The following is a 12,906-nucleotide window of genomic DNA, read 5'->3' as shown; positions in this document are numbered from 1 at the left end:
CTTAGACTAATGGCTGATCCGGTGCCGCCCTGTGATCCTCGGGCAGCCTGCCCTCCTCCACGCCATGGCAGGCCACCATGGCCTGGCCCGAGGGCAGCGCCTCGGGCCGTTGGCTGCGGCAGCGCTGGTCGGCGAAGGGGCAGCGCGGGTGAAAGGCGCAGCCCGACGGCGGATTGATCGGGCTCGGCACCTCGCCGGCCACCGGAATGCGCTGGCGGCCGGTCATGTCGAGGTCGGGAATGGCGTCGAGCAGAAAGCGCGTATAGGGGTGTTGCGGCCGGCCAAAGAGCGTACTCGTGTCGGCCCATTCGCAAAGCCTTCCCAGGTACATCACGCCGACCTCGTCGGAGATATGGTAGACCACCGCCAGATCGTGGCTGATAAAGAGATAGGTGAGGTCGAACTGGCGTTGCAGATCCTTCATGAGATTAAGGATCTGGGCCTGCACCGAGACGTCGAGCGCCGAGGTCGGCTCGTCGCAGACCAGGAAATCGGGATCGCCGGCCAGCGCCCGGGCGATGGAGATGCGCTGGCGCTGGCCGCCGGAAAATTCGTGCGGGTACTTTTCGCCGTCCTCGGTCGCGAGCCCGACCTGCAACAAGAGTTCGCCGACGCGGCCGCTGATGGCGCGCTGGCCACTGAGCAGGCGGCGGTGGCGGATCGGCTCGGCCACGATGTCGGCCACCCGCCAGCGTGGATTGAGCGAGGCGAAGGGGTCCTGGAAGATCATCTGCATGCGGCTGCGCACGGCCGCCAGCTCCTTGGCCCGGGCGATGGCGCCCAGATCGGCGCCCTCGAAGGTGATGCGGCCCTGGGTCGGTTGGTAGAGCCCGACGATGAGGCGGGCCACGGTCGACTTGCCGCAGCCCGATTCACCGACTAGCGAGAAGGTGCGGCCCTTGCGGATTTCGAAATCGACGCCGTCGACAGCCTTGACGACCTGGCACCCGCGGCCCTCGATGAGGCGGTTCAGCAGCGGTGGCGAGACGTCGAAATAGCGTGCCAGGCCGCTGACCTGCAGGATTGGCGCCTCAGGCATCGACGGTTGCTCCGGTTTCGGCAAACAGCCAGCACGAGACCTGCGAGGCTTCCACCGGCACCAGCTCGGGACGCTCGCTTCGGCAGCGCTCCTGCGCCTCGGAGCAACGCGGATTGAAGGCGCAGCCGGGCGGGATCTGGGTCAGCCGCGGCATGGCGCCGTCGATCTGGGTCAGCCGTTCGACGTCGTGGCCGATGGCAGGGATCGAGCCCATCAGGCCCCGGGTGTAGGGGTGGCGGGCGTTTTTCACGACCTCGCGCACGGCGCCGACCTCGACCAAACGGCCGGCGTACATCACGGCCACCCGGTCGGCCGCCTCGGCGATCACGCCCATGTCGTGGGTAACCAGCATGACGGCGGTGCCGTGTTCCTGGCACAGCCGTTTCAGCAGCGCGATGATCTGGGCCTGAATCGAGACGTCGAGCGCCGTGGTCGGCTCGTCGGCGATGATCAGCCGGGGATTGGCGCAGAGCGCGAGCGCGATGACCACGCGCTGACGCATGCCACCGGAGAACTGGTGGGGGTAGTGGTCGATGCGCTCGGCGGCGCTGGGAATGCCGACTTCTTCGAGCAGCGAGAGCGCCTGGTCGCGGGCTTCCTTGTCGCTGACGTCCAGATGCGTGGTGATGGTTTCGACGAGCTGGCGGCTGACGGTGTAGAGCGGATTGAGGCTGGTCAACGGGTCCTGGAAGATGGCACCGATGTGGCGGCCGCGGATCCGGCGCATCTTCTCGTAGGGCAAATCGTCAATGCGCTCGCCAGCCAGCCGAATGCTGCCACCGGCCACCCGTCCGGGCGGCTCCAGCAGACCGATCACGGCATTGCCGGTCATCGACTTGCCGGCCCCCGACTCGCCCACCACGCCCAGGATCTCGCCGGGATCGATGTGCAGCGAGACGCCATCGACGGCCACCAGGGTCCCGCGCCGGGTGGGAAATTCGACGCGCAGGTTTTCGATGCTGAGGAGAGCCTCGGACATCTCTAGCGCAGCCTTGGGTTCAAGGCGTCGCGCAGCCAGTCGCCCAGCAGATTGACGGCCAGCACCAGCGTCGCCAGCACGACGCCGGGGAAGATGACGATCCACCATTCGCCGGAGAACAGAAAATCGTTGCCGATGCGCACCAGGGTGCCCAGCGAGGGCTCAGTGGGCGGTACGCCGACGCCGAGGAACGAGAGCGTGGCCTCGAGCAGCACCGAGACGGCCAAGCCCACCGTGGCGATGACCAGCACCGGGCCCATGACGTTGGGCAGCACGTGGCGCAGCATGATCAGCCAGGGATGCACGCCGATGACGCGCGCCGCCTGGACGTATTCCTTGTTCTTCTCGACCATGGTGGTGCCCCGCACGGTGCGGGCGAAATGCACCCAATAGCTGATGCCGATGGAGAACACCAGCACGTAGACCGCCAGTTCGTCATGCTGGTTGCGGGGCAAGAGGCCGCGCAGTACGCCGTCGACCAGCAGGGCTATGAGGATGGCGGGAAAGCTGATCTGGACGTCGGCGACGCGCATGATGATGGCGTCGGTGGTGCCGCCGATATAGCCCGAAACCAGCCCCAGCCCGATGCCCAGGACCATCGCAAAGACGATCGAGGCAAAGCCCACCAGCAGCGACACCCGTGAGCCGTAGAGCAGCGCCGACAGCATGTCGCGGCCCTGGTCGTCGGTGCCCAGCATGTAGGTCCAGTTTCCCTCCTCGTACCAGACCGGCGGCGTGAAGGCGTCCATCAGGTCCAGCGCCGCCGGATCGAAGGGGTTCTGCGGTGACAGCCAGGAAGCAAACAGCGCGCCGAACAGCATCGCCGCGGTGACGGCGCCGGCGATCATGGTGACCTTGGACGAGCGGAAGCTGAAATAGATGTCGCTGTCGAAGAAGCGCTCGATATTGTCCCTCAGGCGGGCGGACACATTCATCGTCTCAGCCGCCGTGGGCGGCCGGCGTCTCGAGCCGCAGCCGCGGATCGACGACATGGTAAAGAATATCGACGATCAGGTTGATGACGACGAAAAAGAAGGCGATCAGCACCAGATAGGCCGACATGATGGGAATGTCGACGAACTGGATGGCCTGGATGAACAAAAGCCCCATGCCGGGCCACTGGAAGACCGTCTCGGTGATGATGGCGAAGGCGATGATCGAGCCCAGTTGCAGCCCGGTGATGGTCATTACCGGCACCAGCGTGTTCTTCAGGGCATGGCCGAAATGGACGGCCCGATTGGTCAGGCCACGGGCTCGGGCGAACTTTATGTAGTCGGTGCGCAGCACCTCCAGCATCTCGGAGCGCACCAGGCGCATGATCAGGGTGAGCTGGAACATGCCCAGCGTGAAGGCCGGCATGATGATCGACTGCCAGCCGCTGGCCGACAAAAAGCCGGTCGACCACCAGCCCAGTTGCACCACCTCGCCACGGCCGAAAGTCGGTAACCAGCCCAGCACCACACCGAACAGCAAGATCAGCAGAATGCCGATCAGGAAGGTCGGCAGCGCAATGCCGAGCAGGGAAACGGTAAGCAAGATATTGCTCAGCCAGCGTTCGGGAAAGAGCGCCGTGTAGACACCCATGGGAATGCCGGCAAACAGCGAAAACAGCGCCGCCACGAAGCTTAGCTCGAGCGTCGCTGGCAGGCGTTCGGCGAGCAGCTCGGCCACCGGCCGGCCGATCTGGAAGGAAATGCCGAATTTGCCCTGGAGCGTGTTGAGCACGAAGGTGGCGAACTGCACCGGCACCGGATCGTTGAGGCCCAAGCGGTCGCGCATTTCGGCGCGTTCGATCAGCGAGGTTTCCTGGCCCACCATCATGGCCACCGGATCGCCAACGTAGCGAAACAGCGTGAAGGCGATCAGTGCCACCACCAGCATGACGACGATGGACTGGATGAAACGCCGGATGATGAGCGCCAGCATGCCGCTGTCAGCCCCCTCTCAAATCAAAACCTGGCGACAAAAGGAAACCCGAACCCCGGGATGATACCGGGGTCCGGGTGGTAGTGACGCTCAAAGCCTGGTGACTACTTCACCATCACGTGACGCCAGGCGAACTGGTTGTCCTGGCGTTGCGCCAAGTTGACGCTGTCCTTGACGCCCCAGGCCAAGGCCTGCTGATGCAGCGGGATGTAGGCCACATCGTCGATGGTCATGGTCCAGGCCTGCATGATCATCTCGTTGCGTTTGTCCTGGTCGGTCTCACTGAGGATCTTGGACGTCAGGGCATCAACCTTGGGGTTGCAGTAGCCGCCGATGTTGAACTTGCCATTGCTGATCTTGCCGCGATCAGGCTTGTTCCAGACCGGCGAGTTGTCGTCCATGCGCGGGCAGCCGTGGATGTTGGCCAGCACGTTCCAGGAATCGAAACTACCCGGCGTCCAGCCCAGCAGGTAGAAGCTGACGTCCAAGTTGGGTGCCAGCACCTTGGGGAAGTACTTGGCCTTGGGCTGGGCATTGAGGGCCACCTTGACGCCGGCCTTGGCCAGCATCGAGACGACGGCCTGGCAGATCGCTTCGTCGTTGACGTAGCGGTCGTTGGGGCAGTCCATGGCGGTCTCGAAGCCATTGGGATAGCCGGCATCGGCCAGCAGCTTCTTGGCCTTGGCCAGATCAAAGGAGCGGCGTTTGTAATGTCCCTTGGGCGCCGCCGTAAGCGCCGGCGAGATCATCAGGGCCGAAGGATCGGAAAGCCCCCGCATGACCTTTTTCTTGATGGCGTTGATGTCGATGGCCCGGAAGAAAGCCTCGCGCACGCGCTTGTCCTTGAAGGGGTTCTTGCCCTTGACGTTGGAGTACAAAAGCTCGTCCGAGTGCTGATCGAAGCCCAGGAAGATGGTACGCAGCTCCGGTCCCACCAGCATGCGGGTGCCGCTGTTGGCATCGACCCGCTTCTGGTCCTGCACCGGCACCGGATAGGCCATGTCCACATTACCCGACAACAGCGCCGCCACCCGCGTGGCGTCGGAGCTGATCGGCGTGAAGGTGACCTTGGTGAGGTTGTGTTCCTTGTTGGCGTTGTCCCACCAATTGGGATTGACCTCGGCCACCGTCTTGACGCCCGATTGGTGGCTCACCAACATGAAGGGGCCGGTGCCGTTGGCATGGCGGGTGGCGTAGTTTTCCTCGTCCCCGCTCATGGCCTGCGGCTTGACGGCCTTGTTCTTCTCGGCCCAGGACTTGGACATGATGTACCAGGTGCCCCACTCGAAAAAGATGATCGGGTTGGGCTTGGAGGTGACGAAATCGACGGTGTAGTCGTCGACCTTGACCACTTTGGTATCGGCGGCGATGCGGGTTTTCACGTCAGACCCTTCGGCCCGCGAGCGATCGGCCGAAAAGATCACGTCATCGGCCGTGAAGGCCGAGCCGTCGTGGAACTTGACGGCCTTGCGCAAATGAAAGCGCCAGCGCGTGGGCTCCATGACCTCCCAACTGGTGGCCAGGGCAGGCTCGATCTTGAGGTCGCCGCCACGGCGAACCAGGCCCTCGTAGATGTTGCCCTGGAAGCCCAGGTGAAAGGTCTCGTTGAGATTATAGGGGTCAAGCGAATTCAAGGTGCCTTGAAAGGCGAACTTGAGTTCCTTGGCTTGCGCCGGCAGAACGGCCACGGCCGCGACGGCCAGCGCCGAGAGTAAAAATTTCACACGCATGTCTCGATGTCTCCCTCCGTGTGAGGCCGGTCTTGCGCGCCGGCAAGCGTGTCCACATGGGGCCGAAAGTTTCCCAAATGAACGCGGGCGGCAGGTCCGAAAGTGGCCACCCGCCCGTTGTTGAGGCGATGTTCGTGTCTGGCGGGAGGCGAGTCAATAGCCTTCTCGGCAAGTCTGCGGGCGGCCGGGCGCTTGCACCGCCGCCTGGAAGGGCGGAAGATTGCCGGCTGGCTTTATGAGCGCTCCCCAGATGAACGAAAAAGACCCGAACGATAGCGATTCCACGGCGCCCGGCGGCGGCATTGAGGCCGCCGCCAGGCAGCGCGCCGAAGCCGCCGTGGCAAAGCTTGGCGAGAGCTATCTGGTCGAGGCCGGAGAGCAACTCGCGGCGCTACGCCAGGCCTTTGATGCGCTGCCGCCACGGGCCGAGCAAAGCCGGGGCGAGATCGCCGGGTTGGCCCGCCTGGCCCACGAATTGGCCGGCCAGGGCAGCATCTTCGGCTGGCCCTTGATGAGTGAGATCGGCAATGCGCTACAGCATCTGCTGAGAGACCGCGCCGAGCTTGGCCGGGCCGACCGGGCCGCCGTCCAGGCCCACCTCGAGGTCATGGAAACGGCTCTCCGCGAAGGCGTTCGCGAGGCCGCCGAGCCCCGCGGCCAGGACCTGCTGGCGGGCTTGGCGGAATTCGAGGAAGATTAAGGCGCGAGCCCCCTTCAGGAATAGCGCCCGATCAGGTCCCTGAGTTCGGCCTTCAAGGCCTCGGTATTCTGTTCGCCGTAGCTGGCCGCGAAGTCCCGCTCCAATTCATCCGAAAGAGCCACCAGCTGCCGGGTTTCTGCCCGCCCCTTGGGCGTCAGCACTAGTTGCACCTTGCGCCGGTCATCGCTGGCGGGGCGCTTGTCGACCAAGCCATCGGCCACCAGGCGGTCGACCAGCCGGGTGGCCGTCGATTGTTCGCACATCACGGCAGCGGCCAATTCGCCGAGCCGCATGCCCTCGCTGTCCCACAGCGTGCCCAGAATGCGCCATTGCCGCTGGGTGATGCGGTGTTCCTTCAGCGCCGCCGCGAAGGGCCCGCTGACGGCAAAGCTGGCCCGCGCCAAAAGATAGGATACCAGCCCCTCGCGAAACGTCTCCGCCATGCCTTCTCCCTGCCCCCCGGGGAATTCAGCGCCGATCCCTCAATTACCCGATTTCGGAGAATATGAAAATGCATGTTTCCGTTGACAAGTTCATGCCCTCATGTTTTTTAGGGATTATATATGCATTTGCATATTTGCGCCGGCAGGGGATTTCCGCACCATGACGAATTTGCAGAACACGCCCGAGACCTGGGACAAGGACCTGGTCGGCCGCGGCGCCCGCGACGGCGCGCGCCTCTTTCGCGACTGGTTCGGCGAGCTCACCGGGGTGGCCGGCGATCAGGGCGGGGCGGCCTACGTCTTCGTCATGGGCAGCATGAACGAGATCCTCAAGAGCTTCGACATGCCGGTGGTCTTCCCCGAGGTCAACGCCCTGCAAACGGCCATCCGCCGCACCTCGGACACCTACCTCAACGAAGCCGAGGATTATGGCTACTCGCCCGACATCTGCGGCTACGTCAAGGCCGACGTGGCCATGCAGTTGCGCGGCGGCGAGCACCCCATGGGCACCATCCCCAAGCCCTCGATCGCGGTGCTGACCAACGCCTGCAACACCTACATCAAATGGGCCGAGATCTGGGAACGCTTCTACGACACGCCCACCGTCGTCATCGACATTCCCGGCACCCGCACCTGGGGCGACCAGAGCCAGCCCGGCGACGAGGACTTCGAATACGAAAAGCGCTACGTGGCGGGCCAGATCAAGGAACTCATCGCGATCTGCGAAAAGATCACCGGCAAGAAGTTCGACATCGACAAGTTCCGTGAGCACATGGCCTGGGCCAACGACCTCAGTGTTGCCTACAGCCGCGCCCTGGAGATCAACAAGAACTCGCCGGCCGTCTTCAACGCACTGACCGACGGCACCATCTATCTCGGCATGGCCAACTGCTTCCGGGGCAGCGAGGAGGGCAGCCGCTACTTCCAGGAACTGGTCGAGGAGATGGCCTACCGGGCGCAGAACGGCATCGGCGTGCTGGGCCGCGTGGACGACCGGGAAGTGGTGCTCGAGCAGCGCTACCGCCTGGGCTTCATCGGCGTCCCCTGCTATCCCATCTTCCGCCGTTTCAACGACCTCTTCGCCAACCAGGGCGGCGTCTTCGTCAACTCGACCTACATGTCGTTTGCCGCCGGCGGTGCGGATCTGGGCCACGTCTACGACCTCGAGGATCCCATCGACGCCCTGGCCGAGGGCACGCTGATTTCGGTGCGCGAGGCCATGGATGCCATGTTCCATCAGTCCCGGGACATCGAGACCGTGGATTCCGAATACAATCTCGACGGCATCGTCTATCATCCCATCAAGAGCTGCCGCACGGTCTCCACAGGCATGGCGGATAGGCGCCACCATGCGGCCGAGGACATGGGCCTGGCGACGCTGTTCATGGAATCCGACATGATGGACCCGCGTGTGGTCTCCGAGGCCCAGATGCGCAACCGCGTCGACGCCTTCTTCGAGGGCCTGGTGGCGCGCGAACAACGAGGAGCGGCCTGAACATGGCAGCCAACGGCCACTACTTCAGGGAATGGCAAGGCAAATCGCTGGAGCGCATTTTCCAGCTTTGCCGCGAGCTGGCCGAAGATCCCGAATACCCCACCGTCAAGGCCTGGCGCCAACAGGGCGGCAAGGTGATCGGCCACTTCCAGGTCTATTTCCCGGAAGAGATCGCCCACGCCGCCGGCCTCTTGCCGGTCAAGATGCGCGGCGCCCAGACCGACGGCATGGAGGCCGAATCGCACTTCGGTTCCTACCTCTGCTCGGTCATCAAGACCTCGCTCGACATAGCCCTTAGCGGCAACATCGAGCTCGACCTCTTCGTCACCCACCCGATCTGCGACGCGGCGCGCAACCTGGGCGGCGTCTGGGGGCGCAATTTCGATTACAAGTGCCAGATCCTTTATCTGCCGCAGAACCCCAACTCGCGGCATTCCCAGGAATACCTGCGCAACGAATATGCCCGCCTGGGCCGCGACATCAGCGAGCTCACCGGCCAGCCCATCAGCGACGAGGCGCTACGGGCCTCGATAGAGCTTTATAACAAGACCCGAGAACTGTTCGCCGAGCTCTATGCGCTTCGCCGCGAACGGCCCTGGCTGATCGCCTCGGATGAGGCCATGGCGCTGACGGCACTGGCCGGCATCCTGCCGCGGGAAGAGTTCAACGAATTGCTGAAGACGGTGCTCGGCCTGGTCAAGGAACGCCCGGCCAAGCAGCAGGACAAGATGCGCGTGGTCTTCGAGGGCGGCTTCTGCGAGGTGCCGCCGTTTGATCTTTTGCAGACCGTGTCGCGGTCCTGCTACGTGGTCGACGACGACCTTTACATCGGGCTGCGCTTCATCCTCGACCCTGTGCCCACCGCCGGCGATCCCTGGGACAACCTGGCGCATGCCTATATCGAGAATTCATCCTACAGCCCGGTGCAGCACGACCTGCGCAAGCCCAAGGAAAAGATGCTGCTGGAGCGCGTCCGGGGCGCCGACGCCGAGGCCGTGATCCTGGCCGCCGCCAAGATGTGCGAGCCCGGCCTCGATGAACAGGTGGCCTATTCCAAGGAGCTCGACGAGCACGAGATCCCCTACTTCATCAGCGAGTTCGAGGAAAACCAGAACACCTTCGACCATCTCGCCATCCAGTTGGAGACCTTCGTCGAAAACATCCTGTTCGACTAGGAACGAGGAGAACGGCATGAGCCATGCAGGCGGCGTCGACGTCGGATCGACGCAAACCAAGGCGGTGATCGTCGACGACGACGGCACCATCGTCGGGCGCTCGTTGATCGAAACCGGCGCCGACGTGACCAAGGCGGCGGAAGTGGCATACCAGCTGGCGCTGGCCGAATCGATCGCCGAGGACGCAGACGTGGGCTACGTCATCGGCACCGGCTACGGACGCTACAAGGTGACCTTCGGCGACCGCCAGGTGACCGAGATCTCGTGCCACGGCCGCGGCGCCGCCCACATGTTCCCGGGCACCAAGACGGTGCTCGACATGGGCGGCCAGGACTCGAAGGCCATCCGCATCCAGCCCAACGGCGAGATCGTCGATTTCTGCATGAACGACAAGTGCGCCGCCGGCACCGGGCGTTTCCTGGGCGCCGCTTCCGACGCCCTCGAGATCCCGCTCGACGACCTCGGGCCGACGGCGCTTAATTCGGAAAAGCCGGTGCGAATCAGCACCACCTGCACCGTCTTCGCCGAGGCCGAGGTGCTGAGCTGGCTGGGCAAGGGCAAGAAAATCGAGGACATCCTCTGGGGCGTGCACCAGTCCATCGCGGCGCGCTCCTTCGGGCTCTTGCGCCGCGTCGGCATCGAGGACGAGATCACCTTCTCGGGCGGCGTGGCGCTCAACGTCGGCATGATCAAGGCGATGGAGGAAAAGCTCGAGCGCAGCCTCAACGTCAGCGGGGAATCGCACTACATGGGGGCGCTGGGGGCGGCGCTCTACGCGCTCGACAGCGTCAAGGCCGGCGAGCCCCGCAAGCTCGAGAAGGAGGTAGCCTGACCATGGCCCATACCATCGGACTGGACATCGGCTCGACCTACACCAAAGCCGTGGTGCTGGACGGGGACCACCAAATCGTCGCCCGCTACATGCAGCCCACGGGATCGAAACTGCAGGAGGCGGCGGCCCAGACCAGCGGCGAGGCGGCCAAGCTGGCCGGGCTCGGCCGGGCCGACCTCGATTACGCCATCGCCACCGGCTACGGCCGCCACCAGTACGACGACACCGACCTGCAGGTCACCGACCTGACGGCCACGGCCCGGGGTTCGGCGTTTTTGTTTCCCGGCACCCGTACCGTGCTCGACATCGGCGGCCAGACCATGAAGGCCAGCCGCGTCGACGAGAGCCGCAAGGTGCGCACCTTCCGCCTCAACGACAAGTGCGCCTCGGGCACCGGCATGTTCCTGGAAAAGACCGTGCGCTACATGGGCTACGAGACCGAAGACATCGGCGATCTTTTGGAGCGCGCCAACGAGGCCGTGCCGATCTCCGGCGTCTGCACGGTGTTTGCCGAATCCGAGGTCATCAACCACCTTTCCAACAGCGTGCCGCCCGAGGACATCATGTTGGGCGCCGGCATGTCGCTGACCCAGCGTTCGGTGCAGCTCTTGAAGCGCATCAAGATCGAGAGCGAGGTCACCCTGGTCGGCGGCATCTTGCGCTGGGGTAGCCTGGTCAAGGCCATCGAGGAGCTGATCAAGACCGAGGTCAACGTCGCCGACGACGACATGCCGCAGTACGTGGCGGCGCTGGGCTGCGCCATATTGGGCCACATCCGGCTGAACAAGCTGGCCCAGCAGAAACCGGACGAGGGCCGGGCCGCGGCATGAGCGACCTCAATACGCAATCGGGCTTCGACGGCTGCAACCTGCCGCCCGAGCAGGGCCTGGTCGACGAGGGCTGGGAGTGGCGCTGCAACACCGATGCCACCAAGGCCCGCGACATGGTCGACACCTACCACGAGCTCGGCTTCGAGGTGCGTCTGGTGCCGGTCAACACCGACCTCTTGTGCGACGCCTGCGACGGCTGCAAGGACACGGTGGCGACGTTTAGCGCGGTTTACGTGCGTAAGGCGGGCGGGTAAAGAACCCCAGGCTCCGAATCACCTCCGCCGCTGCCGCCAATTGGCGAACCGAGAAGAGGGTCGGGAGGTCAGCTTGCTGGGTAAGAGCGGTGGTGACGGAGACTGGGCCAGACCGTCGCGAATAGCCATGTGTGGACGGCTCCCTGTTGGCAAGGGATTTTTTGGACGTTGATGCAGTGCTGGTCGGTGCTGCCATGTGTTCGGCCTGTTGATGCGGCACTTTCACATGGCCGCTGGCCACAATGCTCTCCGCAGATCGGGTCCCGGTCAAAAGCACGCAGTCTCGATGCTGCAATGGCTAAGGTGGGGTGTCCCGATCTCCGGATCGACCGGCTGGGTGCATTATCTGTCCGTTGCCCTTTCCAACCTCGGGTGCGCGAGCCTGGCCCGCGCAGATCTCAAGCGGCCCGAACTGCAGGTTCGCTGTATCGTGTGCCGCGGACCATCATGGCCCAGGCGATGCGGGCGATCTTGTTGGCCAGCGCGATGGCTGCGACCTTCGTCGGTCGCCGTGCCAGCAGCGCCGCAAGCCACGGTCGCGGCGTGCTGCCTGCCTGCTTGGCGCGTTTGATCAGAGAGAAGGCGCCGATCATCAGCAGTGATCGCAGATAGCGGTCGCCGGCCTTCGAGATGTGACCCAAGCGCTCCTTGCCGCCGGTCGAGTTCTGCTTCGGCACAAGACCGATCCAGGCGGACACGTCGCGGCCCGATCTGAAGGCATGGGGATCGGGTATGCTGGCAATGAGAGCGGTGGCGATCAACGGGCCGACCCCGGGGATATCGCCGAGGCGCAGACTGAGTTCGCTCGAGCGATGCCAGGCCAGGATACGCAGGTCTAACTCGTGGATCCTGAACTTGATCGCCTCGAGCTGATCACGCAGCGCCAGCAGGCACTCTCGCGCCGCTGACGGCACACGCTCGTCATCACCCTTGTCAATCAGGCGCACCAGCTTCTCGACCCCATTGCGACCGACCCCGGCAACGATGCCGAACTCGGCCAGATGGGCTCGCATGGCGTTGATCAACGCGGTGCGCTGGCGCACGAACAGCTTGCGCGTCCGGTGCTGCATCAGCCCGCTCTGCTGTTCCTGAGTCTTGATGGGCACGAACCGCATGGTCGGCCTTGTCACCGCCTCGCAGATCACTTCCGCGTCCGCCGCGTCGTTCTTGTTGCGCTTGACGTAGGGCTTCACGTAACGCGCTGGCATCAGACGCACCTCGTGCCCCAACTTGGAGACCTCGCGGGCCCAGTGATGGCCACTGGCGCAGGCTTCCATGCCGACCAGGCAGGGCGGTTGCTTCTTGAAGAACGGCAAGACCTGGCTGCGCTTCAACTGGCGGCGGATCACCGGCTGGCCCGACGCATCGACGCCATGGATCTGAAAAACGTTCTTCGCGAGATCAACTCCGATCGTGGTAACTTCGGTCATAGGACGGCTCCCTCCTGGCGGTTAACAGCAACTGCACTTTGGCACATCGTGATGCCGATGGCGGGAGCCGTCC

At 64.1% G+C, this 12,906-nt stretch carries 13 protein-coding genes; 6 read left to right on the top strand and 7 right to left on the bottom strand.

The features are described 5' to 3' along the window. Position 1: 1 nt before the first annotated feature. The 5 genes from QGG75_17370 to QGG75_17350 all read right to left on the bottom strand — a co-directional run bounded on the left by QGG75_17370 (position 2) and on the right by QGG75_17350 (position 5,674). Positions 2-1,039, bottom strand: coding sequence for an ATP-binding cassette domain-containing protein (locus QGG75_17370; GenBank protein MDP6069000.1), 1,038 nt, complete (start codon positions 1,037-1,039; stop codon positions 2-4). Next, a complete protein-coding gene (locus QGG75_17365) occupies positions 1,032-2,018 on the bottom strand; it encodes an ABC transporter ATP-binding protein (GenBank protein ID MDP6068999.1) in 987 nt (328 codons plus the stop codon). Before QGG75_17365 ends, QGG75_17370 begins: the two co-directional genes overlap by 8 nt. A gap of 2 nt (positions 2,019-2,020) precedes the next feature. Further along, on the bottom strand, positions 2,021-2,953 hold the full coding sequence (locus tag QGG75_17360; protein MDP6068998.1) for an ABC transporter permease: 933 nt from the start codon (positions 2,951-2,953) through the stop codon (positions 2,021-2,023). 4 nt (positions 2,954-2,957) lie between these two features. Then, positions 2,958-3,944, bottom strand: coding sequence for an ABC transporter permease (locus tag QGG75_17355; GenBank protein MDP6068997.1), 987 nt, complete (start codon positions 3,942-3,944; stop codon positions 2,958-2,960). Positions 3,945-4,048: 104 nt separating this feature from the next. Next, the gene (locus QGG75_17350; GenBank protein MDP6068996.1) at positions 4,049-5,674 is read right to left on the bottom strand and encodes an ABC transporter substrate-binding protein; all 1,626 of its coding nucleotides are present in this window, start codon (positions 5,672-5,674) and stop codon (positions 4,049-4,051) included. A 235-nt stretch (positions 5,675-5,909) separates the two neighbouring features. On the opposite strand from QGG75_17350, the gene QGG75_17345 reads away from it, so the two are divergent. After that, on the top strand, positions 5,910-6,374 hold the full coding sequence (locus tag QGG75_17345) for an Hpt domain-containing protein (protein ID MDP6068995.1): 465 nt from the start codon (positions 5,910-5,912) through the stop codon (positions 6,372-6,374). 14 nt (positions 6,375-6,388) lie between these two features. On the opposite strand, the gene QGG75_17340 is transcribed toward QGG75_17345, so the two are convergent. Further along, positions 6,389-6,817: a MarR family transcriptional regulator gene (locus QGG75_17340; protein MDP6068994.1), complete on the bottom strand. Its 429-nt coding sequence runs from the start codon at positions 6,815-6,817 to the stop codon at positions 6,389-6,391. 160 nt (positions 6,818-6,977) lie between these two features. Here QGG75_17340 and QGG75_17335 point away from each other — a divergent pair, with 160 nt between their 5' ends. From QGG75_17335 to QGG75_17315, 5 genes are read left to right on the top strand one after another with little or no spacing between them, the layout of a single operon-like run. After that, positions 6,978-8,312, top strand: a complete 1,335-nt coding sequence (locus QGG75_17335; protein ID MDP6068993.1) for a 2-hydroxyacyl-CoA dehydratase family protein — start codon at positions 6,978-6,980, stop codon at positions 8,310-8,312. 2 nt (positions 8,313-8,314) lie between these two features. Continuing rightward, positions 8,315-9,487 carry a 2-hydroxyacyl-CoA dehydratase family protein gene (locus QGG75_17330; protein ID MDP6068992.1) on the top strand — a complete coding sequence of 391 codons (1,173 nt, stop codon included), beginning with the start codon at positions 8,315-8,317 and terminating at the stop codon, positions 9,485-9,487. A 16-nt stretch (positions 9,488-9,503) separates the two neighbouring features. Further along, positions 9,504-10,319, top strand: coding sequence for an acyl-CoA dehydratase activase (locus QGG75_17325; GenBank protein ID MDP6068991.1), 816 nt, complete (start codon positions 9,504-9,506; stop codon positions 10,317-10,319). Between the two features lie 2 nt (positions 10,320-10,321). After that, positions 10,322-11,149 carry an acyl-CoA dehydratase activase gene (locus QGG75_17320; GenBank protein MDP6068990.1) on the top strand — a complete coding sequence of 276 codons (828 nt, stop codon included), beginning with the start codon at positions 10,322-10,324 and terminating at the stop codon, positions 11,147-11,149. Continuing rightward, positions 11,146-11,403, top strand: a complete 258-nt coding sequence (locus QGG75_17315; GenBank protein ID MDP6068989.1) for a hypothetical protein — start codon at positions 11,146-11,148, stop codon at positions 11,401-11,403. Before QGG75_17320 ends, QGG75_17315 begins: the two co-directional genes overlap by 4 nt. Before the next feature lie 398 nt (positions 11,404-11,801). Here the strand turns inward: QGG75_17315 and QGG75_17310 are convergent, their stop codons facing one another. Next, positions 11,802-12,833 (bottom strand): IS110 family transposase, encoded by a 1,032-nt coding sequence (locus tag QGG75_17310; GenBank protein ID MDP6068988.1) that lies wholly within the window; start codon positions 12,831-12,833, stop codon positions 11,802-11,804. Between the last annotated feature and the right edge of the window lie 73 nt (positions 12,834-12,906).

Source organism: Alphaproteobacteria bacterium (assembly GCA_030740435.1).
Lineage (GTDB): Bacteria > Pseudomonadota > Alphaproteobacteria > UBA2966 > UBA2966.
The sequence above is the reverse complement of the archived record's forward strand: the minus strand, read 5'-3'. Positions and strand labels throughout refer to the sequence as shown.